The organism is uncultured Pontibacter sp., from assembly GCF_947492645.1.
Classification (GTDB): Bacteria; Bacteroidota; Bacteroidia; order Cytophagales; family Hymenobacteraceae; genus Pontibacter.
Map to the genome: position 1 here is coordinate 383,677 of NZ_CANLMZ010000003.1, position 24,950 is coordinate 408,626.

Consider the following 24,950-nt stretch of genomic DNA (forward strand, 5'->3'; position numbering starts at 1 on the left):
ATGAACTTACCAGAGAACCTAAAGTATACCAAAGACCACGAGTGGGTACGCATTGAAGGCGATGTAGCATATGTTGGCATCACAGATTTCGCACAAAGCGAACTTGGCGATATCGTTTATGTAGACATCGATACTGTGGACAAAGACATTAACCGAGAAGACGTTTTTGGTACAGTAGAGGCCGTTAAAACCGTTTCTGACTTATTTAGCCCACTAAGCGGTACAGTACTGGAGTTTAACGAAAAACTAGAAGGCAGCCCTGAGTTAGTTAACTCTGACCCTTACGGCGATGGTTGGATCATTAAAATGTCAATCGGTGATGCAGGCCAGACAGCAGACTTGCTTTCTGCGGATGCTTACCGCGAGCTGATCGGTCAGTAATTTTCGGTTTTACAGATTAAGCCGGTTTGATACTACGCTATAATCTATTTACCATATTGTGGGCAGTAATGATCCTTTTAACGACATTACTGCCCTCTTCTTCTATGCCCTCGCTCTCCATTTGGGAGCTTTTTTCTTTTGATTCTTTCGCACACGCTTTTCTGTTTGGTGTGCTTACCTTCCTGATGATCGTCGGGCTTACAAAACAATTCACCTACATTAAGCTTCGCCATTACGCCATCAGAACCAGCCTGTTCATCAGCTTTGCATTTGGTGTTTTTGTGGAGCTGATGCAGCATTTCTTTATCCAGGGCCGGCAAGGCGATTTAATGGATGTGCTTGCCAACACCCTTGGCTGCCTGCTAGGCATCGTGCTGTTTAAGTGGGTGTACATCTGGTAGAAATCACTATACTTTACTTCTTTTAGTTTCGGATGCTTATCTTTAACAGATGAAGCAATTTTATACTTGCCTGCTGTTTATACTTGCTCTTACAGGCGCCGCCGCTGCGCAAGACATGCCTCGGGTACGCCAAACAATTGATACCCTGGCCAGCCCATACTTTCACGGGCGCGGCTATATTTTAGACGGAGACGCCAAAGCGGCCAACTACATCCGCGACAGGTTTAAGCAAACCGGGCTGCAACCACTCGGCAACTCATACTTCCAGCCCTTTTCTTTTCAGGTGAACAGGATAACTGAAACACCACAGCTGCAAGTAAATAGCAATACATTAGAGCCCGGAGCCGACTTTGTGGCACGCGCCTCCTCTCCCTCCGGTGCTGGCAAGGCAACTGTACTTATGTTGGATAGCCTTATACTTACAGATGCCGCCGCGGCACAGAAATTCTTTTCGAAACGGTTTAAGGGCAAGGCTATTGTATACCGCCAGCAGGATGCAAAACTCGTAAACCAACTATCGCAGCCACAGCAGCTTAAATTACAACAAGCCAGGGTGCACATTATACTTCAGCCGAAAGGCCTTCTTACAGCGGTTGCACGGCAGGCAGATGCTGTGCCGGTGCTCGAAGTGCTTGCCGCTGCCTGGCCTGCTGGTGCCAAAAGTATAAAGTATAGTATAAAGAACAGCTTAAACCAGAAGCATGAGGCCCGTAATGTTATAGGTTACATAGAAGGCAGCACCAAGCCCGACTCTTTTTTAGTTTTCACGGCACATTACGACCATTTGGGTGGCCAGGGCAAACGCGTATACTTTCCGGGGGCAAACGATAATGCCAGCGGCACAGCCATGCTGCTGGAGTTAGCCGACTATTACAGCAAACCCGAGAACAAACCACGCTATAGTATAATTTTTATAGCCTTTGCCGCTGAAGAAGCCGGGTTGCTCGGTTCACTCCATTATGTGCAAAACCCACTATCTCCACTTGCAGATATCCGTTTCCTAGTAAACCTCGATTTGCTGGGCACCGGCAGCGAAGGATTGATGGTAGTAAACGGGCAGGTACACGAGCAAGAGTTCGCTCTGCTCAATGCGATCAACAAAGAACATAATTACCTGCCCCAGCTCAAGCGGCGCGGCAAAGCAGCCAACTCAGACCATTATCCTTTTTCAGAACAGGGCGTTCCGGCATTCTTCTTTTATACTTTGGGCGGAACAACAGCTTACCACAATACCCACGACTATGCCAGCCAATTACCTTTAACCAAATTTGCAGAAGTATATAACTTGATTCTGAATTTTGCGGCACACTTACAGTAATTTTAAAAGCTGATCTTACCCGAAGCTGCAAGTATAAATCTCCGTAACATACAATCGCTGCTTCTAACACCATTCTATCATTCCCAAGATGCTTTAACAACATTAAAAGCCTAAAATATAACTGTTAAGGTGGCCCGGAGGTATTGTGTTATTGCGTCCATTTTTTTAGCTTTAGTGTTATTATGCGTTTCTCAGCCAGAGAAAATCTTTGTTTATCACTATTCAAGTATGCTAAACTTTTACAGGTGTTACAAGAACTGTTTGCTGCTCTTGCCTTTTATGGCCTTGCCTTTTGCGCTGCATGCTCAAACCAAAGAAGATGCTGCGCTGCAAAGGCAGGCAAAGGTTAAACTGGCACCTGTATTGCATCAGGCGCTGGATCAGAATAAGGCCGGCAACTACAGAGTAGCAATAAAAGACAAAGCAGCCTTTAAAGCGTGGCTAAAGGAGCAGCACCTAGAGCTTAAAATACAAGACCAAAGCGGTACATCTAATGTCGTTTTGCTTACTGCCGTAAACCCAGACCAGCTTAAGAAGTTGCTCAGCTCCCCTTACGTTACGTTTATAGACAGGCCCAACAGAACACCCAAAGTTGAAGCAGAACTGAAAGACGTAAATTTCGCTGCAAATAATATTCCGGTAGTGCAGGCCCGCTTCCCCGATCTGAACGGTGACGGAATGGTGGCATCTGTAAAAGAAGGGGCTTTTAACCCTGATGACATCGACCTGAAGGCACGTGTACTTGCCCCCGAAAACTTTGGAGAGGCCTTTACCCCACATGCCACCACCATGGCTACCATTATCGCCGGCGCCGGCAACTCAGGGCCACGAGGCAAAGGCATAGCCCCCAAAGCCATACTTGCCACATCAGACTTCAAAGAGCTCTTTCCTGATAACAGCAATACCTTTGTTGCCAACGGCATTAGTGTGCAGAACCACTCTTACGGTGTGGGCGTGGAGAACTATTACGGACTTGAATCTGCCGCCTACGACGCACAAACGTTTCAGAACAAAACGCTGCTGCATGTTTTCTCGTCGGGGAATAGTGGCAACCAAGTTGAAACAACAGGTACTTATGCCAACCTGCCGGGCTTTGCTAATCTAACCGGTCAGTTTAAAAATTCTAAAAATGTACTTACCGTTGGCGCAATTGAGCCGGATAACAAAATAGGCTTGTTAAGCTCGAAAGGCCCTGCTTATGATGGCAGAGTAAAACCTGAAGTGGTAGCTTATGGCATTGGGGGCACCTCTGAGGCAGCCGCTGTTGTAACTGGAGTGGCTGTGCTGGTGCAACAGGCTTATAAAAATAAATTTGATGGCACCCTGCCTTCTGCTGCCCTTGTAAAAGCGGCCTTAATTAACAGCGCCGATGATGTTGGGCGCAAAGCGGTAGATTTTGAGTCAGGTTTTGGGAATACAGATGCCTTGGGCGCGATAAAAAGTATCCAAGATGCCCGCTTTATTGAGGATGCAGTAGCACAAAACGAGCAAAAGGCATTTTCGATAACTGTACCGGAAGGTGCCAAGGCCTTAAAGGTAACAATTGTCTGGCACGATACCGAAGCGCAACCCAATGCAGCTAAAGCCTTAATCAACGACCTGGACCTGGAAGTTAAGCAAAGCAACTCAAACACAAGCTGGCTCCCCTGGGTTCTTAGCACCTATCCGCATGCTGATTCGCTGGCCAAACCAGCAAAACGAGGCATAGACCGACTGAACAACATAGAACAGGTTACCATAGACCTGCCTGCTGCCGGAACATATGGGCTTCTCGTAACTGGCTACCAGGTGCAGGACGAGGACCAGGCGTTTAGCCTGGTCTATGAGTATGAGCACGAACTGGAGTGGTTATATCCTGCGCTGGGGCTAAGCTTAAAAGCCGGTGAGGTAAACAGACTACGCTGGCAAGGAAGTATACTACCTGAACCTGCGCAACTAGAGTATAAATTTTCTCAAGACAAAAGCTGGACACCTATCCAAGAGGTAAGTGCAACCGATTTATACTTTGACTGGGAGGCTCCTGATACCGTGGCCTTGGCACAGCTCAGGCTTACAACGGAAACACAAAGCATAGAGTCAGCACCTTTTATACTTACGAAACAACTTAAGCTGCAAGTTGGCTTCGACTGTACCGACAAAGCGATGGTATACTGGCCTGCTATAAGCGGTGTGACAGCGTATCAATTACTTTACATTGACAAAGCCTACCAGGCACCGCTACTGGTTACACCTGATACACTAAGTATACTTGATAAAAAAACGCTGCAAAGTTTAGGCGATTTTATTTTGGTAGCACCTGTTGTAGAAGGTATGCTAGCCGAAACAAGCGATGCCGTAGCTTTTGAGCAGCAAGGTACAGGTTGTTACGTTAAAAGCTTTTTACCGGAGCAGTTTGTAATGGACACCATGCGCTTTAACCTGGAGTTGAGTACCCTTTACCAAGTAGTGTCGGTTACGCTGGAACGCCAGGTAAAGGGCATTTACGAGCCTGCAAAAACAATAAGCCCTGTTACAAGCACCACAGTTCAGCTTACCGATTTAAACCCTGACCAAGGCAACAACCGCTACAGAATTAAAATAGAAACTCAAACCGGCACTTTTTATTACAGCGATGAAGAGGAGGCAATTCATGTAACGGAGAGCATTGTGCAAGTGTATCCTAATCCAATAACTGCAGGCGCTGCTCTATCCATTGCCACAGTAGATGATGCAGCTGTGGTGCAGCTTTACGACCAGCTTGGCCGGTTAGTAAGAGAAACTGAAGAAAACGGCGTAATCAAAACCCTGAACACTACCGGCCTTACGAAAGGCTTGTACATACTGCGGCTAAAAACCGCCGATGGCAAGTATACTGCTACCAGGGTGCTTGTACTGTAATCTATACTTTAGGAGTTTATACTTCGGGCTAAAACTAAAACAAGAAGTATTGCAGCAATTTGGCGAAGTAGCAGGTTAGTTTATACTTTAACAGCCTATTATCCGGGAACAAAGCTATACTTAGGTATACTGGCTGTATTTTACACAAGTATAAAAAGCCCTGAAAACAGAAAGGCTCCTGCAAATAAGTGCAGGAGCCTTTCTGTTTTATTTATCTACCTATTAGTACAGGTAATCTAAAGCAATTTTATCATTTGAGTTAAACGGACGATTCTGGCCAGAACCGATACAAGCCAGCATCCAGGAATTTGGATCTGCAGCAGCAGGCGTGCCCGGAACCTGAATTGCGCCAACAGAGCTGGCACCTTCATTTGTATAACCGCCACCGCAGCTATAGCTTCTGTCCATGTAATCGGTGTGGCGGAAACCGATGCAATGACCGATTTCGTGGGCAAGAATTGTGGCGAACCAGTTTGTGTTAGGAGATTTACCAATGTATCTCTCAGCAACCAGAACTTTATTATACGGGTTGCCATTCGTTGGGAAGCCAGCAGATGCCAGGTATTGAGCAGATCTAGGTGCGGCAGAAATGGCGATGTTACCACCAGAAGACACACGCTGCATGGTGATAGAAAGCCCCTCTGCATTATAACGCGCAATTGCTTCGTCTAATGCCGGGCCGTAGCTGGCAGGCAACTTAGGATCCATTGAGATAGTGATTACCCTTGAGCCAGAAACAGCCACCAGGTTTGTGGTGCGGTACTGCTCGGCTTCACCTACACGTAACGCCTTGGTATTGTGCGCAGCTGTCAGGTCGTTGTTTGATAAGAAAATGTCGCCTTCAACTACAAAACCGCCATCTACCTTTAGCACGTTTTGGTTGCTAAAGCCAAGCGCTTTAATCTGAGTCAACACTTCCTGAGAAGCTTCTTCTTTGTTTGTAATTTCCTCTTCCTGCTGGCAAGAAGTGAATCCAAGTGCAGCTACTACAGCTGAGAATAATAACAGGCGTTTTGCAAACATGTTTGTAAGTATTTTAAGTTAGACATACTGGTATTACAGGAGCAGGATGATCATCAAAGCGTTTTATGAGAATGTTTTAGCAGCAAGCCCCTACACCCCATGTTAGCTCTAATCAAAGTTTAAGTATACTCCTCTTATTGGCACAAAAGGAGCCCCAAGTACATGGGGCTCCTGAATTTATACTTTAACTGACCTACTAGTACAGGTAGTTAAGCGCAGTTCTGTCGTTTGAGTTGAACGGACGGTTGCCACCTGTTCCGATACAAGCCAGCATCCAGGAGTTTGGATCTGCAGCTGTAGGTGTACCTGGGATGTGAACAGCGCCAACTGTGCTGGCACCTTCGTTGTAATAAGAACCGCCGCAGCTATACGCTCTGTTCATGTAGTCGGTGTGGCGGAAACCGATGCAATGGCCGATTTCGTGGGCAAGGATAGTGGCAAGATAGCTTGTACCAGGGTTAGAACCCATATAGTCAGAGTTTACCTGCACTCTGTTGTATGGGTTGCCACCTGATGGGAAACCAGCAGAAGCAAGGTAAGAAGATCCTGATGGAGCCTTCGTTAACAGGATGTTGTATCCAGAAGAAACACGCTGAAACTTAATTCTAAGGTTTTCTGCGTTATAGCGACGGATAGCCTCATCTAAGCCAGCAACATAAGTTGATGGTAAGCTAGTAGAGATGGCCACTTTAATAGTACGAGTAGTGCTACCAACGCTAACAAGGTTATTTGTGCGGTATTGCTCGGCTTCGCCTACACGCAATGCTTTCTGGTCGTAAGCACTCGTAAGGTCTTTATCGCCTAAGAAGATATCTCCTTCCACAATGTAACCGCCATCAACCTTCTGCACATTCTGGTTGTTAAAGCCCATGGCAGCAATCTGGCTCAACGTCGACTCAGACACTTCAGACTTGTTTGTGATTTCCTCTTCCTGCTGGCAAGAAGTAAAACCGATTGTAACTGCCAGGGCAGCTACCGCTAGTAAACGGTGTAATTTCATAAACATTAAAAATTAAAAGTTAGACATATAGTTAAATAAACAGAAATACAAGTGCATCATAGCGCCAGGCAACCCCTCAAAAGCCATCAGAACACAGCTATTGCGAGCATAAGCGGACAGATTAAGTCTGTTAAGGGTGGAAGGAGGGCTGAACCAGAACTTAAGTTGCCTAAAAGCAACTATGGGCAAGTGTCCAGTATTTCAAAAGTATAAGATAACATCCTTTAAAAACAGGAATAATTGCAATTGAAGGTAACATAGCCTAAACGGGCAGGAGACTAATATGGCATCAAAATTTAAAAGAAATCCTATCAAAAATGTACCTCTTTTCGTGCAAAAAGTAACAAATGCTTTTTACCTATATTTAACTGATTTTATACTTGTGCTGAGCGGTTTATAAACAAAAAAAGTCCGCCTTACAGCAACAGTTGCAGTAAGGCGGACTTAAATATCCGTTGGTGAGGGTTAAAGAATATTATTGATCTGTTCTTTTATCTTTTCGAGTTCTTCTTTCATTTCTACAACATGGTGCTGTATGGTGGCATCGTTTGCCTTAGAACCGATAGTGTTTATCTCGCGGCCGATTTCCTGAGATATGAAGCCGAGCTTTTTACCGGTTGGCTCCGGCAGGTAAACTGTCTCGGTAAAGTAGTGCAGGTGGTTTATAAGCCTTACCTTCTCTTCGGCAATATCCAGTTTCTCCATAAAGTACACCATCTCCTGCTCAAAGCGGTTCTTGTCAAAGTATTCTGAATTGGATATCTCTGCCAGGTGCCCCCTTACCCGGTTACGGATGTTCTCCATGCGCACAGGGTCGTGCTTCTCGATCTCGGCCAACAGTATCCGTATTCTGTCTATGTAAGACATGATCTCGGTTGTTAAGGCCTTGCCCTCATCAGCACGAAAGACATTTAGGTTTTTGATTGCCTCCTCTAGCAGCGGCTGCACTACCTCCCAATCCGCATCGCCGGATTCCTCGTCCTGCTCCTGCTGCAACACTTCAGGCATGTGCAGCGCCAACCGGAACAGGTCCTGCTTTGATGCACCTACGGCATCAGCAGCCTGGCTTAACTCGTTATAGTATACTTGCAGCAAATCGCGGTTAATGTTGTTCTTGGCCTTCTGCGATTTGTTCTTGGTATAATCAACAGAAACAGACACCTTACCTCTTACAAGAGCTTTGGTAAGCATATTTCGTATTTCGTACTCTCTCTCGTTCAGGTACCGCGGCGTGCGCACACTCAGGTCCATTCCCTTAGAGTTCAAAGATCTGATTTCGACTGAAATCGTGTATTGATCAGAATCAAGTCGGGCACTCCCGAAGCCTGTCATGGACTGCAACATAATCTTATTCTAAAAATGATACTTTGGCAAATTAAGTATAATTATTCACTTTTGCGTTGCAGGCAGCACCAAAGCTATCAAAAGCCCGTTCTAAGTGTGTGCGTGCCAATATATTTTAATTACCTTTGTACATGAAATTTGGTGTAGTAGTTTTCCCGGGGTCCAACTGCGACCAAGACCTTGTAGATGCTGTGCAACACGGCATTGGGCAGGAAGTTGTAAAACTGTGGCACAAAGACCACGACTTACAAGGCTGTGACTTTATACTTTTGCCAGGCGGCTTCTCTTACGGAGACTACCTTCGCTCTGGTGCCATAGCGCGCTTCTCTCCTATTATGCAGGAGGTGGTGCAGCATGCCAACCGCGGTGGCTATGTAATGGGTATATGCAACGGCTTCCAGATTTTAACAGAAGCTGGTTTACTGCCTGGCGCCCTGCTGCGCAACGTAAACCAGAAGTTTATCTGCGATAACGTATACATTAAGCCTGTTACAAACAACCTGCTGCCAACCAGCCAGCTTAGCCTAGACAAAGCTTACAAAATACCAGTAGCCCACGGCGAAGGCCGCTACCACGCCGACAAAGAAACCCTGCGCAAGCTGGAAGACAATGACCAGATCATGTTTAAGTACAGCAGCAACGTAGCCGATACACACGATATGTATAACATAAACGGCAGTTTGCTTAATATTGCCGGTATCAGCAACGAGAAGAAAAATGTGTTTGGCATGATGCCGCACCCGGAGCGCGCCGTAGATCCTGAGCTAGGCAACACCGATGGCCTGGCCATTTTTGAATCGATTATGCAGGCTGTAAACGCCTAATTAAGTATAAAATATTCTTTAAGAGCCCACTTGCACCATACTGCAGGTGGGCTTTTGCATTACTACAAGGTATACTTTGCAGCAGCCAATGCGTAAGTGCAGTAGCAGTTTCCTTTAAATTTTATACTTTTGCACCCACAATGAGAAAAGCTACACCATTCATATCCCTCACTCCACCGTGAGTTCTCTGTAAGCTAACTTCTTTTTTCTCCAGGCACCGTAGCAAAAGGTTCTGGAGACTGTTTCTGTATGCTCATACTTTATTTGCATGGTTATACTTTGTACAAGCTGTACGTGCGCTAATAAGGCAGCCTATGTCCTGTTTTAATTTTTTTCTATAGATGAAGCCTTTAGTACGTTTGTTCGACTTCAGTAAAAAAGTCGATTATAAAATTGAAGTTCTGGCTGGCCTTACTGTTGCCATGACCATGATCCCGGAATCTCTTTCCTTTGCCATTATCGCGGGCTTCCCGCCCTTAGTTGGGTTGTATGCCGCTTTTATAATGGGTTTGGTTACAGCCATACTTGGTGGCAGGCCCGGTATGATATCCGGTGGGGCCGGCGCAACCGCAGTTGTACTTATTGCCCTTATGCAGTCGCATGGCCTTGAGTATGTTTTTGCGGCAGTTGCCCTAGCCGGTGTTTTACAGATACTTGTCGGTTTGTTTAAGCTAGGCAAGTTTATTCGCTTAGTGCCTCAGCCGGTTATGTATGGTTTCGTAAACGGTTTGGCAATCATCATATTCATGTCTCAGATAGAGCAGTTTAAAACGGTGGTAAACGGTGAATCAACGTGGCTGCTGGGAAGTGAGTTGTACATTATGGCTGCATTGGTTGCTTTAACAATTGCTATTATTGTGTTGCTGCCCCGCATTACAAAGGCCGTACCGCCGTCTTTGGTGGCTATTATTGTTGTATTTGCTGTTGTGTTTGGCTTTGGCATAGACACTAAAATGGTAAAAGATATTGCAGCTGTAAGTGGTGGCTTCCCTCCTTTTCATGTGCCCGAGGTGCCGCTAACACTTGAGATGCTGCAGGTAATATTTCCTTATGCGCTAATTATGGCCGGAGTAGGCCTTACAGAAAGTTTGCTTACCCTGAACCTGGTTGATGAAATTACCGGCACCCGTGGCAACGGCAACAGAGAAAGCTTGGCACAAGGCAGCGCAAACCTTCTTAACGGCTTCTTCTTCGGGATGGGCGGCTGCGCCATGATAGCGCAAACGCTGGTGAACCTGTCGGCTGGTGCAAGGGCCCGCTTAGCCGGTATTGTTGCTGCCATCACTATTCTGATAATCATACTTGTGGGGGCTCCGGTTATCGAGCGTGTTCCGATGGCTGCATTGGTAGGCGTTATGATCATGGTTGCCATCGGCACTTTTGAATGGATCAGTTTCCGGATCATCAATAAAATGCCTAAGCATGATGTGTTTGTGGGCATTCTGGTGGCTGCCATAACGGTTTGGTTGCATAACCTTGCCCTTGCCGTGCTTATCGGTGTTATTATAGCGGCCCTTGTATTTGCCTGGGAAAGCGCCAAGCGCATCAGAGCCAGAAAGTATACAGATGCCAGCGGTGTAAAACACTATGAAATGTACGGCCCTTTGTTTTTTGGGTCTGCGGCCGCATTTACTGAAAAGTTCGACGTTTTAAACGATCCGGATGAGGTGATCATCGATTTCAAGGAAAGCAGGGTAGCCGACATGTCTGGTATTGATGCCTTGAATAAACTAACCGAGCGTTACAACAAAGCAGGTAAAAAGCTACACTTAAAGCACCTGAGTCCAGACTGTTTGCTGCTGCTCAAAAACGCCGAGAACGTGATTGATGTAAATATCCTTGAAGATCCTAACTACGCCGTCGTTACCGATAAACTGGCTTAATGCAAGTATAAACGGAGTATAAAAAGGAGAGGCCATACTTTGTAAAGTATGGCCTCTCCTTTTTATACTTGCTTAAATGTAAAGTTACGGCACCAGTTTATTCGCTGCATCAATCATGGCCAGCACCTCGCCAGGATGCTTGCCTATACGTTCGGCACGTTCTTTTCCTAAGCGCACCATTACAATGTTTTTCTCAGGTATAACAATAATGTATTGCCCAAGTATACCACGGGCGTAAAAGATGTTCTGCCCTTTATAATCAGGTATAAGCCACCATTGGTAGCCGTAAAAATCTACTTTTTGCTTATCGTTGGCATCTACCAGCCCGCTAGCTGTAAGCGATGCTTTAACGTAGGCAGGCGGCACAATGGTGTCGCCGTTCCAGGTGCCGTTGTTCAGGTATAGCCTGCCTATACGCGCAAAGTCGCGGGCATTGGAGTAAAAGCAGCAGTAGGCTTTCTCTATTCCGTCGCGTTGGTCCAGGCTCCACTCTGCATCCTCTTCAGCGCCTAGCGGTTTCCATAGCTTTTCTTCTACCAACTGGCTCAAGCTTTTGCCTGTAGCTGCTTGCAGCACCAACGCCAACACCTGCGTATCGCCGCTTTTGTAACTAAATTTTAAACCCGGTGCCTCCACAGCTTTAAGCCTGCTAATCACCTTCTTTAAGTCAGGGCCATAGTATGCTTCTGTTGTTACAGAAAAAGGGCTGCTATACGATTCATCCCAATCCAGGCCAGAACTCATCCACAGCAAATGCTTTATCCTGATTTTGGCTTTGTTGCCTTCCTTAAACTCCGGAAGAAAATCAGCTACGGGCTGCTCTACACTTCTGATGTGGCCTTCTTTGATCGCTATCCCCATCAGCATACTTACCATACTTTTAGCCATCGAAAACGAGTTACTCAGCGACTCATCTGAATAACCGTCCCAGTACTGCTCGTAAAGTATAGAATCGTTGTGGACAAGCAGAAAGGCAACAGACTGGATATCCAGGTGGAGTTGCACAAGCTCATCGGGCAGGCTCACTTTGTTGTATCGTGAAGCTAAAGGCCACGGCTGTGATTTTCGGGGTGCGTCTATTTTGCGCTGGTCAAATATGTCGCGGTCATCTATATCTGCAAAATTATATACTACAGCCTTGTAGATGTAGTTCTTGTCAGCCATATATATCCAGGCTGCTCCTAAAGCAAGCAGAAGTATAGCGCCTATGCCGAAGCGCTTCGTTTTTCTATTCATGCCAAGATGTTAGAAGTCGTAACCTAAGGTTATATAAAACTTAGGCCCTTTACGTTCATAATCTTCTTCGCCCCAGGCTACGTCAAGCTTTCCGTAAACACCTAGCAGCGTGGTACGCGCACCAAAACCATAGCCAACCAAAAACGGGTTACGGTAGTTAATTACAGTTACCTCGAACGGGTCTGTTTCGGTTGGGCTTACTTTACCCCCGATTACGCGTGTGTTGATGGAGTTATTGCCTGTAAAAGGGTTGGAGCCATTATAAGCAGAGCCGGCATCGCCAAAAGCTGTAAGCTGCAGGTTCCGGAAGAACCCGGATGGAATAGGCCCATTGTACAGGTACTGCACTAAAGGTACGCGCAACTCTACGTTTGCCATCAGGTATTTGGTGCCATTGCGGGTGTTAAAGTTAAAACCCCTGAGTGGTGTGGCATACTCCAGGTAAAACAGGTCGGCAGGAGATTGTATCAGAATATCATTTTGCTCTGTCTCATCATCGTCCTCGGCAAGCAGCCAGTTATCCATACCGCCTATCAAGAAGCGCTTAGGCGAGTTACCGAAGTATGAACCATAGCCTACACGTGCTGCGAGTATTATCTGCCGGTGTATTTTCTGGTAATGGCGCAGGTCAATGTAAAATTTGCTAAAGTTAACCGACGACTCTTCCAGGCCTTTAAGCGAAAGTATACCCGCCTTCATGCGAGTGCCCTCTCTCATGTTTACTCCTGTACTTACCGAGTTATCATACACAAACTCTATGTTTGCCCCACCAAAATTTGTGATGCTATCCGGGGTGGCAAAGCTGTTTACAAAAGTAAAGCGGGTGTTAACAAACTTTGGCTGTGCCCTTAAGCTGGTGCTGTGGCTAAGTGGATAAACCAGTATAGGAGAAAACTCATTTTTAGAGAAGCGAAGCCTGGCGCCGGTTTCCTCTACTTCAGTAAGTATAATATCGCGGCGGAACTGGAATCCCATGTCCACGCGGTTTTTCAGGTTCATGTATTCTGCCCAAACACGGCTCGTTTCCAGGTCGGTTCTGATAAAGGCACTCCCCCTGATGTGGTGGTTCTCGAACAGGTCGCTCATATTAACGCCTGCCACTATACCAAAGCCTAACTGTGGGTCTGAGTAAACGGAGGTAACGATTTCCTGCACACTAAAACGCACATCGTAGTCCAGCGGCCCGGAAATTTGCTGGTTTGCAGTTGCTGCGCTTGGCCGCCTTACAGTAGTATTGTTAGCCCTGGTGCTGTCGGTTTTAACAACTTCCTGGTCCTCCACGTCAAACTGGTAGTTCTCTATGTTTACTTCGCCTTCTGTTCTGGCTGGGGTTTTCTTTCTGTTTTCGCTTTCCAGTAGCTTACGTGTAGCTGCTGCCTGCTGTGGGGCTCTTACCCTGGCCTCAAGTATAATCTGGCGTGATGTTTTTGGCAGCTCCTGCAGCGTCGCGCCTTCGTAGGCTGGCACTAAATATACAAAATCGCGGGAGCGGTCTTTCGCCACAAAAGCCAAGGTGTTGGAATTGCTTACAAAGTCATAGTCTTCGATGCCCTGTATAAAGTTGGTAAAAGGCGTACTGGTGCCGGTGCTAATGTTATAGCGGTACAGGCTTCTGATGCCACTTGCCTCGCCTAAGTATACAATATTGCCATCTTCGGTGGCGCGTGGCCTTAACTCGCTGGCAACCGAACTGGTAAGCTGCCGCAGGTTTACTCCCTGCTCATCAAGCAAAAAGATATCGTAGTTGTTTACAATGCTTGCAAAAGAGGCAGTTTGCGTGGCTCCGGTTGTATCTACCCAACGGTTAGAGCTAAAGGCAATGCCTTGGCCCCCACGTAAAAATGCCGGCTGGATATCGTCGTAGATATCGTTTGTTAGCTGCTTTTGCAAGCGCCCGTTAGCACTCAGCATAAAAATATCCGTCTGTCCGTCTTTTAAGGCACTTACAACTATGCGCTGGCCATCTTCAGAATAGCTCATGTCATATACCTGCGTAAACTGATCCAGGGTGGCGGCGGGTGTTGTCAGGTTCTCGTAGAAGGGCAGTAAAGTATAACGGGAGCGGGCATCTACCTGTCGCAGGGTCATTTTGCCTCTGCGGGCTTCCACGAAACCAAGCTGGTTGTTAGACCTCCATGCCAGTACAGGCAGCTTGTAGTCTATCATCTGGTCCAGGGTTTTGTAGCCGCCGCGCCACACCACGCGGCTCTTCTTGGTGCGCACATCCTGCACGATAATCTTAAAGTTGCCATTGTCTATTTCGGAGTAGGCAAGCAGGGTGCCGGCAGGGTTAAGCGTAGGCGCAGCGTAATGATGCTCGTGCTTGTTCTTCTTAAACAACCTGGCTGTTTCGGGCACAGGCACCAACTGGTTATCAGAGCGGGTGTTTATTTGTACGTAGTAATTGTTCCAGTCCTGCAGAAACCGCTTGTATGGTATGTTCAGGCTGCTGGTGATGCCAATTTCAACATCGCGGGTAATGCGGGTAAGGTTTAGTATGTTCTGGATAGAAGTATAGCCGTAGCGCTCGGCAATGTAATTCCACATCGACTGGCCTGTAAGCTCGGGATCGCGGGTAAAGAAAACCTGTGGGTTCTGCTTCGATTCCTGCAGCATGTCGCGCATAAAGTTGTCCATCCGGATACTCCAGCCCTCTGCTGTGTAAGCCGCCACCCCGCTGATAAACCAATCAGGCAAGCGCAACAGGTAGCTACTCTGCAAAGCCTCTTTTAAACTGCCGCCATACATCATATCGTTCAGCAGCAGCTCGGTAAGCGTAAAACTCAGGTCGCGTTTAAATTCTGTTTGTGTGCCTTCAAAAGCCAGCTCAATCTTGTTTTTCATAAACAAGGTTTCGCCGCCTGTCTGGTACTGGTCCTGGTCTAGGCCAATGTTGCTTTGGCGCAGGTCAGTAGTGGAGTTGTAAAGTATAAGTGTGATTTTGGAATAGGGATAATACCCGATCAGGCTGGTAATGCGCTTCAGTTCCCTTTCAGCGTAGTCGGCTGCGTTAAGGGCTGCTTCGTTGCCTCCGCTATAGAAGTATATATTGAAATTCTGGGTGCTGTATAGCTGCCAGTTAAAATTTTTATATTGAATGCGGCTCTTTCCGAAAACATCCCGGCCAGGCTGCGCCTGCAGGGTGTTTGCAGCTAGCGAGCACAGCAAAAAGAGCAACAATAACCTTGTATAAAAACGCATGCGCTTAGGTTTGATGGTTCTGGTGTTTTATGTAGTCGTAATATAACGAAAAATATCGCGAAATGTGTATCTCCGGGAGCAGCTCAGTTTTACCTGCCAAGGCATCTGCAAAATTGTCAGCCAGGTATGGCGCCATCAGCACCCCTTTTGATCCCATCCCGTTAAACACACTTAATTGGCTATACTCCGGGTGCGTACCGGCCAATGGGTGCCTGTCGCGCACAGCTGGCCGTATGCCCGCCCTGTGGTTTATCACTTTAAAAGATTTTTGGGTGATCTGGCTAAAACGCTCCGAAAGCTCATCTTTACCGGCTTCCGATGGTTCTTCATTGGGCTGGCGCCAATCGTAGGTTGCCCCAATTTTAAACCTGCTGCCTTCTACCGGAACAACGTAAACCGCCTTATTATAGATGCAATCCGACTTGAAATTATCCGGTTCAACATCAAGCACCTCGCCTTTAGTGGGCTGCAGCGGTAACCATTTAAAGTATGGATTACGCACTACCTGGTAGCCTTCGCAGAAAACAAGCTTCTTCGCCGTAATGTTTTTATACTGCACACCGGTCTCTGTCAAGTATAAGTGCTCCATCTCGAAGCGCTCTGGCAGAAGCATTCCCTGCTCCAGCAATTCGTTCTCGAGCAGGCGCAGCGTCTCCTCCACTTTCAGGTAGCCGCCCTTGTTAATCATAATGCCGCCAAAGGGGTCTTGTACATCTGGCTGGTTTATACTTTGGGTGTGCGTTGCAGATATATAACCCTGCCAGCCTTCGTCTGCACTTTTAGCCATCCAGGTATTCTGCTCCCCTACCGATGAGAAAATTTTATAGATCGGCTTACGAAAGTATAGTTGCTGCCCGTATCGCTGCTCCAGTTCAGTATAAAAAGCATCGGCAGCCGGTATAAACGCATCAGCCAGCCACGCTTTAGCAAATCTTTTGCCGGCCACCGGGTTCACCAAACCTGCCGCTACCTTCGATGCAGTATCTTTTCTGGGCTCATCAATCACCAGCACCTGGTAGCCTCTTTTGCGTAAAGTATAGCTTAAAACGGCGCCTGCCAACCCATGCCCAACAACTATAAAATCGTAATTCATAGAGGCAAGTTACAAGATGTACTGGTGAAATTCGTAACTTAGGCTCCGATTTTGTGGGCTAGAAAGCAAAAAAGTATAAACGATGAAGATTACCTGCCTTACCTTTAATCCGTTTCAGGAAAACACTTACCTGCTGTACGACGACACCAAACAATGTGTGGTGGTAGACCCGGGTTGCTACGAGAAACACGAACAGGAAGAGCTTAAAAAGTACATTGCAGACAATAACCTGAAAGTGGTGCGCCTGTTAAACACACATTGCCACATCGACCACGTGCTGGGTAACAAATTTGTAGCCGATACCTATAACGTAGCGTTAGAGATACACCCTGAAGATGAGCAAGTGCTTCGTGCCGTGCCAACCTATGCCTCTAACTATGGCTTTCCGCAGTATAAAGAGCAACTGCCAGGAAAATACCTGAAGGAAGGCGATACCGTTAAATTTGGAAACACAGAACTAGAGGTGCTTTTTGCTCCGGGCCATGCTCCGGGCCATATAGTTTTTTACAACAAGGCAGATAAGACCGTGATTGGCGGTGATGTGCTGTTCCAGGCAAGTATAGGCCGCACAGACCTACCCGGCGGTGATTTCGACACGCTTATCCAAAGTATAAAAACAAAGCTGTTTACCCTTCCCGACGATGTAACAGTTTACCCGGGCCATGGCCCTGAAACTACCATCGGTTACGAGAAAAAGTATAACCCATTTCTGCGGTAGTATACTTACCGCCACTTTACATGAAAAAACACATACCCAACGCCATTACCTGCCTTAATCTTTTTTCGGGCTGCCTGGCTTTATACTTTGCTTTTGAGGGGCAACTGGTTTACACGGCTTATCTGGTAGGCATTGCCGCTGCGCTGGATTTTATGGATGGCATGATTGCGCGTGTACTGGGCGCTTACTCCGAAATTGGCAAACAGCTGGACTCATTAGCCGACATGGTATCTTTTGGCGTAGTACCCGGCACAATCATGTTTATACTTCTTCAGCGTAGCGGAGACAGCTTCCTGGGCTTTCCGATTGAGATAGTAGCGTTCTACGGATTTCTGATCACAATTTTCTCGGCGCTGCGCCTGGCTAAGTTTAATATCGATACCCGCCAGACCACTTCATTTATTGGCTTGCCTACGCCGGCCTGTACTATTTTTGTAGCCTCGTTGCCGCTTATACTAGAGCACGGCGACTTAGCCCATTACGAGTTTATACTTAACCCCTGGGTGCTGGTTATACTTATAACGGTGCTCTCTTACATACTTGTGGCCGAACTGCCGTTGTTCGCTCTTAAATTTAAAAACTTAAGTTGGCAGGATAATTCTGTTCGGTTTATTTTCCTGATTCTGTCGGTTATCTTGGTGGCTCTTCTTAACTTCGCAGCCATACCACTTATCATAGTGCTGTACATACTTTTGTCTATCTTCAAAAAAACTTCAAACTCATGAAATTCATCGCTGAAATTGATGTAATGCCTCGTCCGGAATTGTTAGACCCACAGGGTAAGGCCGTACTGCTTGGCCTGGAGCACCTTGGCCTGGACCAAGTAGATGATGTACGTGTTGGAAAACACATCACGTTGAATTTAGAGGCTGAGACTGAAGAAATTGCCCGTGAGAAAGTTGATAAAGCATGTAGCAAACTGCTGGCCAACCTAATTATGGAGTCTTATACTTATGAATTGAAACAGGCGTAAAATCCTGCTGAAATACAATAAATTACCTGTAATTTTGTTACTTTGCAAAAGGGTGCTATAGCAAGTAAACTATGGCACTCTTTTACAACAAAACTACGGTTATCTAATGGGGCAATTCCGACTCGTTTTTATTAGCGCGTTCCTGCTTTTGAGCCTACTCGCCTTTCAAACCAAGGCGCAGCAAAGTATAAACATAAACTGGCAGGGCTATGAAGCGGTACTCCCTTTAAACAACCTGCCTGCTAAAATCCCTACGTTTGCAGGCGCTACCGTTGATCCCACAGAGCGTATTCCTTACTACCGTTTCCGATTACCTTACCACATCGAGAACCTGTCTCTAGCTGAGGCTGTTTATCAACCCTTTACTTCCGAAGACCAGAAGCTGTTGGCAAAGTATAACTTTGGCTCTACCCCCGAAGTGCATATCACTAACAGCACTAAAAACAAAACCCAGGTAGCTGTAATAACTATACTTCCTATCCGGCGCAACCCGCAAACAAGCCAGCTTGAGAAATTAACCTCTTTTAGCTACAAGCATAACCTGGCAACAGCCAAAGCATCTAATGCCCGTACCAGCACCGCAAATTTCAGCAACAGCTCTGTATTGAGCACCGGCACCTGGTATAAACTTGCGGTCACAGCATCAGGCGTGTATAAAGTAGACAAGGCGCTGCTCCAAACTTTAGGTGTAAACACTCAAGGGATTGACCCTAAAACTATACAGTTATATGGCAACGGCGGCGGTATGCTTCCGCAGCCAAACAATAGCAACCGCCCCGATGACCTGGTAGAGAACTCGGTCATGGTAGTGGGCGAAACAGACGGACGCTTTGATGACAACGATTATGTATTGTTTTACGCGCAGGGCCCGCACACTTGGGAGTATGATGCTACGCAAAAGCAGTTTAAGCATAACTACAACGTTTACACCGACACCGCCTTTTACTTTTTAAGAATCGGATCTGCACAGGGCAAGCGCATAAATACCCGTGGACAGACAGCAGGAGCAGCACAAACTATTACAACTTACAACGAGCGCCACTTTCATGAGCGGGACCTCAAGAACATGGTTTTTTCTGGCCGTGAATGGTATGGAGAGGAGTTCAGCTCGTTTGTTTCCTCTCATAACATCAGCTTGCCCATTTCAGATATAGTGGCTGGCTCAGATGTTAAACTTACTGCTTTCCTGATGGCTAACGCACCAACGGCAACTTCTTTTACCGTTAAGGTAAACAACCAGATGCTAGGCACTCAGTCCATACCTTCGCGGGGTACATACAGCTATCACCCGGAAGGCACAAACAGTATACAAACTTATACTATAAACCAACAAGCGCTTGGTGCCCCCACAACCCTGGAAACAAACCTAACCTTTAGCACAGGCGGCAGTTCTACCTCTTTGGGTTACCTTAATTACCTGCAGCTTAACTACGAAATGCAGCTAAGATTTAAGGGCGAGCAAACCAGCTTCAGGTCAGTAGCAAGTATGGCCACGCCTGTAAGTATGTTTAGGATAGCGAGTGCACCTGCTGGCGCCATGGTATGGGATGTTACCAACCCATTGGATCCGGTACTACAGCAAGCCGACGCAGGTTCAGAACTTAGCTTCAGCACTACTACCAGCACCTTGCACGAATTTGTAGTGCTGCAAAGCAACATCACCTTTAAGCCTATTGCAGCAGGCAAAGTAAATAACCAGAACCTACACGCTCAAAACTTAGATGGTGCATTAGATTTTGTGATCATCACTAACCCACGGTTTTTGCAGGAGGCTAACAGGTTAGCAGAACACCGCCGCACACACAGCGGAATGCAGGTATTGGTTGCTACCACCACACAGGTATTCAATGAGTTCTCTTCTGGTGCCCAGGATGTATCCGCTATCCGTGACTTTATGCGTATGCTCTACAAGCGTAGCAATAAAAGTGGCGAGGACCACATGTACCTGCTTTTGCTTGGCGATGCATCTTATGATTATAAAAACCGCCTGAGCAACAACACCAACTTCGTACCCATCTACGAGTCAAGGCAATCGCTGCATCCTATCTCCAGTTACTCATCCGAAGATTATTTCGGATTCTTGGATGATGAGGAAGGGGAATGGGCTGAATCAACCATAGGTGACCATCTGCTGGATATTGGAATAGGCAGACTACCTGCTACAACACCTGCTGAGGCTGCCACAATGGTCAGCAAGATCATCAACTACGACAGCCCCACACACTTCGGGAAGTGGCGCAGCCGGGTAACGCTTGTATCTGATGACGGGGATTATAACGAGCACCAGAATGATGCAGAGTTTTTAGCTAATTTTCTGTACACGAATGCCCCTGACTATAACCCCAATAAAGTATACTTAGACCTCTACCGGCAGGTCTTCGAGGCCAACGGGCAATCATCTCCGGACGCTATGGCCGCTTTAGATAAAGCCATTGAACAGGGATCTGTGATTACAAACTATACAGGGCATGGCAACGAAGTTAGCTGGGCAGCTGAACAGATTCTTACTATACCAAGAATAAACTCTTGGACAAATAAAGACAGACTTACATTTTTACTTACAGCTACCTGCGAATTTGGCCGTTATGATAACCCTTCAGGCGTATCTGGCGCGGAGGCTGCACTTTTATACCCTGATGGAGGCGCTGTAGGTTTGATTACTACAACGCGCCCTGTATACTCTAATGGCAACCGCGTGCTTAACCGCAACTTCTTCAAGAGCTTTTTCACACCAGTTGCTGGCTCTAAAACACGCCTCGGCGACCTGGTGCTAAATACTAAAAACAACAGTATCACAGATAATGTAAGTGGGTCTAGGGGAGTTAACAACCGTAATTTTTCACTACTGGCAGACCCCTCGCAGCAACTAGCTTCAGCAACTTTAAATACAGAAATTACGCACATCAACAATAAGGCAGTAGCAAGCGATACGTTAAGTGCGCTGGGTAAGATAAACCTTAAAGGCCATGTTGCAACAAAAGCTGGAAGCGTTGCCACGGATTTTAACGGAGAGGTGCAGGTTACTGTATATGAGAAGCCTATTACCCTGAGAACCTTCGGTGACGACAATTCACCGCCAGTTTCTATAAATGTGCGCGAAAGTGTGCTCTATGATGGTAAAGCAACGGTAAAGAATGGCATTTTTGATGTCAGCTTCATTGTTCCTAAAGATATTGCCTACAACTATGGACAAGGGAAAATATCACTTTATGCCAGTAATAGTCTACAAGATGCACTTGGTGCTAACCAATCGGTAATAGTAGGTGGCGCTGCCAAAAACGTACAAACAGACAATACGGCTCCTACCCTACAATTGTACATGAATGATGAGTCTTTTGTGTTTGGGGGTACTACTGCTAAAGATGCTGTTCTTCTGGCTAAAATCTATGACGAAAGTGGCATTAATACTGCAGGCTTAGGTATAGGACACGAAATAACAGCCATACTGGATGAGAAACGTGATAACCTGATAGTGCTCAATGATTACTATACATCAGATCCGGACAGCTATCAGTCAGGTAGGGTAAAATATACTTTTAAGGATTTGGCACCTGGGCCACACTCACTTACAATCAAAGCTTGGGACACTTATAACAATGCTACCGAAGAACACATAGAATTTATTGTATCTAATGATAGCAAAATTGCGTTAGACCATGTGCTGAACCATCCTAACCCGTTCTCTACTAAAACGACTTTCCATTTCGACCACAACAGGGCTGGTGAGAACTTAGATGTTCAGATTCAGATTTACACCATTTCAGGCAAATTAGTGAAAACATTACAAACTACGAGTTACGCCAGCAAGGCGCACATTGCAGATTTATCGTGGGATGGCAGAGACGAATACAATGATGTGCTGGCAAAAGGCGTTTATATCTATAAGGTAAATGTACGGTCGCAGCAGGATGGGTCCAAGACATCCAAATTTGAAAAGCTTGTAATATTAAACTAAAAGTTAATTCAATATTTCTATATTTGATATAGCATTATCAACACGCACTATATGTATAAAAGAAGTACTTTAATAAAGGCTATCGCTTTCGTTTTATCGTTTGCTTCAGCGCCTTTTGCTTTCGCGCAATCTACGGTTGGTAGCAATGCAGTAACAACTGCAGTACCAATTCTAACTGTAGCGCCTGACGCCCGCTCTGCTGCTCTCGGCGATGCTGGCGTAGCTCTTAGCCCAGATGCAAACTCTCCTTTCTGGAACCCTGCTAAATTAGGTTTCGTCCAAAATGATCTAGGTGTTAGCTTCTCTTACTCACCTTGGCTGCGCAACATTGTTGATGATATGTCGCTTAGCTATCTTTCCGGTTATAAAAAGCTGAACGAAACATCTGCACTATCTGTATCGCTTTTATACTTTGATTTGGGAGAAATACAGTTCATAGACGAACAGCGTAACCCCATACAAGATTATAACCCAAAAGAGTATACTATATCTGTAGCCTATGGCCAGGCCCTTAGCGAAAACTTCAGTCTTGGTATAGGTGCCCGTTTTATACATTCAAACTTGGCAGGCAATGTTAATGTCGGTGGTTCAACACAATCATTTGAATCAGAGCCAGGCAATACAGCAGCTGTAGATGTTGGTGTATACTATAATAAAGATTTAGGCCAAAAGGTTAATTTAGGACTAGGAGCTAACATTTCTAATATTGGTGGTAAAATATCTTATACTTCCAGAGATGAGAAAGACTTTTTGCCTACAAACCTGAAGCTTGGAACAGCGGTAACCTATAACCTGGATGCTTATAATAAATTAACGCTGCTTGTAGATGCAAACAAACTTCTGGTGCCATCTCCAGGTGCCGACAGTACTCAAACTGTACTTAGCGGTATATTTACCTCTTTCGGGGATGCAGAAGGTGGCTTTAGCGAAGAACTACAGGAAGTAACATTCTCTACTGGCCTGGAATACTGGTACAATGACTTGTTTGCGGCACGCGCAGGCTATTTTTACGAGCACCCGGAAAAAGGTGGAAGAAAGTATTTCTCTTTAGGCCTAGGCTTACGCTACCAGAAATTTGGTATTGACGCTGCTTACCTTATTCCAAACGACCAAAATAACCCTTTAGCGCAAACCCTACGTTTTAGCATTGCGTTGAACTTAGAATAAAAGATTATAATACTTTAGAATGCTTGACAGAACAAAAGCACCAGATATACACGAAATAGATGCAGTAACACTTCAGTTTGCTGAAATAACACATTTAGACAACGGAGCAAGACTGCACAGTATCATAAGCGAAACCCAGCCTGTAATCAGGCTGGATTTTGTTTTTAAGGCCGGTAAGTGGTACGAACAGGAAAATGGGCAATCCGACTTAACCGCCAAAATGCTATTAGAGGGCACAATAAAACTAACAGCTAAACAAATAGCCGAAAAGGTAGCCTTCTATGGCGCGTCACTTGATGTAAACCATGGATACGATAGAACTGAGATTACGCTTTACTGCTTGTCAAAGTATGTAAACGAGCTATTGCCAATTGTATTGGAGGTAATTGAGAATCCTGTATTTCCGGAAAGTGAATTTAAATTGTTAAAACAGCGATCACAGCAAAACTTAAAGGTACAAAGGCAGAAAAACAGTTACCTGGCTACACATGCATTTACGCGACAAATTTATGGCAATAACCATCCCTATATATTTGGTTATGATGAGCAAGACCTTGATAGGATAGAACAGGAACAAGTAAGATATTTCTATTTAAGGCACTTTGTAACAACGGAATTAGAAGTTTTTGCTTGCGGCGCAATTGATAAAAATATTCATCATCACCTGTCTTCAAGTATAGGTAAATTAAAATTAAAGCATCGCGATGCTGCTACTGATCAAGATGAGAAAGGCATTCCTGTGCAATCTGCTGCTCAGACAAAACTTGTAGAAATGCCTGAGAGCATCCAGTCATCTATAAGAATTGGAAAGCAATTTCCACTCATGAACAGCGCAGATTATCACCGCCTCTTAGTAATGAATGAGCTTTTTGGAGGCTATTTTGGGTCAAGGTTGATGAAGAATATAAGGGAGGACAAAGGCTATACTTATGGTATATATTCAGCTATATCTCCAAAGGAGCATGATACGCTATTCTTTATAGGCACAGATGTTAAAAGCTCTGTAACAGAAGACACTATAAACGAGATAAAAAAGGAGATAGCAATTTTACAAAACGAGGAAGTTCCTACAGCTGAGTTAGAAACAGTAAAGAACTACATGTTAGGTAAATTCTTGAATGACATTGCAACTATATTTGAACAGTGCGACAGATATAAAAGAATAGTTCTAAATGACCTTCCACAGGATCATTATAATAACTACATAGCAACAATCAGAAATGTAACTGCAACAGAAATACGCAATCTTGCCCAGCACTACCTGCAGGAGCATGAGCTGCACGTAGCGGTTGCGGGCCGCTACAACTAAGGGGCGGGCCCCCTGTCCTGTAAACGCGCAGAGCCCCCGCCGACCGGCGGGGGCTCTGCTGCTTGGGGGCTTTCGCGTTTAAGGGGCTTTGGCCGCTTTGGGCGTGTCCTTGGCCTTTGCCTGCCGCGCCTTTGGGCTTTGCGCCGTCTCCGGGCCTTGTGCGGTTGGCTGGGGGGGTAAACGCAGAGCGCCCCGGCACGTTTTGGGTGCGGGGCGCTCCTGTGTTGGGGTTGGCGGCCACCTACTC

Annotated in this window: 18 protein-coding genes; 12 read left to right on the forward strand and 6 right to left on the reverse strand. The window is 45.9% G+C overall.

What is annotated here, in order from left to right:
- The 4 genes from gcvH (at position 1) to Q1A23_RS04475 (ending at position 4,977) form a co-directional block, all read left to right on the forward strand.
- A complete protein-coding gene (gene gcvH, locus Q1A23_RS04460) occupies positions 1-381 on the forward strand; it encodes a glycine cleavage system protein GcvH (RefSeq protein WP_299820032.1) in 381 nt (126 codons plus the stop codon).
- Positions 382-449: 68 nt separating this feature from the next.
- Positions 450-782 (forward strand): VanZ family protein, encoded by a 333-nt coding sequence (locus Q1A23_RS04465; protein ID WP_299820035.1) that lies wholly within the window; start codon positions 450-452, stop codon positions 780-782.
- A gap of 49 nt (positions 783-831) precedes the next feature.
- Positions 832-2,100: a M28 family peptidase gene (locus tag Q1A23_RS04470; RefSeq protein WP_299820038.1), complete on the forward strand. Its 1,269-nt coding sequence runs from the start codon at positions 832-834 to the stop codon at positions 2,098-2,100.
- Between the two features lie 228 nt (positions 2,101-2,328).
- Positions 2,329-4,977, forward strand: coding sequence for a S8 family serine peptidase (locus tag Q1A23_RS04475; protein WP_299820041.1), 2,649 nt, complete (start codon positions 2,329-2,331; stop codon positions 4,975-4,977).
- 222 nt (positions 4,978-5,199) lie between these two features.
- Here the strand turns inward: Q1A23_RS04475 and Q1A23_RS04480 are convergent, their stop codons facing one another.
- From Q1A23_RS04480 to Q1A23_RS04490, 3 genes are all read right to left on the reverse strand, one after another.
- Positions 5,200-6,000: a M57 family metalloprotease gene (locus Q1A23_RS04480; RefSeq protein ID WP_299820044.1), complete on the reverse strand. Its 801-nt coding sequence runs from the start codon at positions 5,998-6,000 to the stop codon at positions 5,200-5,202.
- 196 nt (positions 6,001-6,196) lie between these two features.
- On the reverse strand, positions 6,197-7,000 hold the full coding sequence (locus Q1A23_RS04485) for a M57 family metalloprotease (protein WP_299820047.1): 804 nt from the start codon (positions 6,998-7,000) through the stop codon (positions 6,197-6,199).
- Between the two features lie 465 nt (positions 7,001-7,465).
- Positions 7,466-8,344, reverse strand: coding sequence for a YicC/YloC family endoribonuclease (locus Q1A23_RS04490; RefSeq protein ID WP_299820049.1), 879 nt, complete (start codon positions 8,342-8,344; stop codon positions 7,466-7,468).
- Between the two features lie 131 nt (positions 8,345-8,475).
- Here Q1A23_RS04490 and purQ point away from each other — a divergent pair, with 131 nt between their 5' ends.
- A complete protein-coding gene (gene purQ, locus Q1A23_RS04495; protein WP_299820052.1) occupies positions 8,476-9,168 on the forward strand; it encodes a phosphoribosylformylglycinamidine synthase subunit PurQ in 693 nt (230 codons plus the stop codon).
- A gap of 341 nt (positions 9,169-9,509) precedes the next feature.
- Positions 9,510-11,051, forward strand: a complete 1,542-nt coding sequence (locus Q1A23_RS04500) for a SulP family inorganic anion transporter (protein WP_299820056.1) — start codon at positions 9,510-9,512, stop codon at positions 11,049-11,051.
- Positions 11,052-11,135: 84 nt separating this feature from the next.
- Here Q1A23_RS04500 and Q1A23_RS04505 read toward each other — a convergent pair whose 3' ends face one another.
- From Q1A23_RS04505 to Q1A23_RS04515, 3 genes are read right to left on the reverse strand one after another with little or no spacing between them, the layout of a single operon-like run.
- A complete protein-coding gene (locus Q1A23_RS04505) occupies positions 11,136-12,287 on the reverse strand; it encodes a serine hydrolase (protein ID WP_299820059.1) in 1,152 nt (383 codons plus the stop codon).
- 9 nt (positions 12,288-12,296) lie between these two features.
- Complete coding sequence (locus tag Q1A23_RS04510; protein WP_299820062.1) at positions 12,297-15,488, reverse strand: hypothetical protein; 3,192 nt, start codon at positions 15,486-15,488, stop codon at positions 12,297-12,299.
- A 4-nt stretch (positions 15,489-15,492) separates the two neighbouring features.
- Positions 15,493-16,581 carry an FAD-dependent oxidoreductase gene (locus Q1A23_RS04515; RefSeq protein WP_299820065.1) on the reverse strand — a complete coding sequence of 363 codons (1,089 nt, stop codon included), beginning with the start codon at positions 16,579-16,581 and terminating at the stop codon, positions 15,493-15,495.
- A gap of 82 nt (positions 16,582-16,663) precedes the next feature.
- On the opposite strand from Q1A23_RS04515, the gene Q1A23_RS04520 reads away from it, so the two are divergent.
- The 6 genes from Q1A23_RS04520 (at position 16,664) to Q1A23_RS04545 (ending at position 24,703) form a co-directional block, all read left to right on the forward strand.
- Complete coding sequence (locus Q1A23_RS04520; protein ID WP_299820068.1) at positions 16,664-17,299, forward strand: MBL fold metallo-hydrolase; 636 nt, start codon at positions 16,664-16,666, stop codon at positions 17,297-17,299.
- A 20-nt stretch (positions 17,300-17,319) separates the two neighbouring features.
- Complete coding sequence (locus Q1A23_RS04525; protein ID WP_299820071.1) at positions 17,320-18,024, forward strand: CDP-alcohol phosphatidyltransferase family protein; 705 nt, start codon at positions 17,320-17,322, stop codon at positions 18,022-18,024.
- On the forward strand, positions 18,021-18,272 hold the full coding sequence (gene purS / locus Q1A23_RS04530; protein WP_299820072.1) for a phosphoribosylformylglycinamidine synthase subunit PurS: 252 nt from the start codon (positions 18,021-18,023) through the stop codon (positions 18,270-18,272). The genes Q1A23_RS04525 and purS overlap by 4 nt, the downstream gene beginning before the upstream one ends.
- Before the next feature lie 148 nt (positions 18,273-18,420).
- The gene (porU, locus tag Q1A23_RS04535; protein WP_299820075.1) at positions 18,421-22,227 is read left to right on the forward strand and encodes a type IX secretion system sortase PorU; all 3,807 of its coding nucleotides are present in this window, start codon (positions 18,421-18,423) and stop codon (positions 22,225-22,227) included.
- A 51-nt stretch (positions 22,228-22,278) separates the two neighbouring features.
- Positions 22,279-23,394, forward strand: a complete 1,116-nt coding sequence (gene porV, locus Q1A23_RS04540; protein ID WP_299820078.1) for a type IX secretion system outer membrane channel protein PorV — start codon at positions 22,279-22,281, stop codon at positions 23,392-23,394.
- A 19-nt stretch (positions 23,395-23,413) separates the two neighbouring features.
- Complete coding sequence (locus Q1A23_RS04545) at positions 23,414-24,703, forward strand: pitrilysin family protein (protein ID WP_299820081.1); 1,290 nt, start codon at positions 23,414-23,416, stop codon at positions 24,701-24,703.
- Positions 24,704-24,950: the final 247 nt, after the last annotated feature.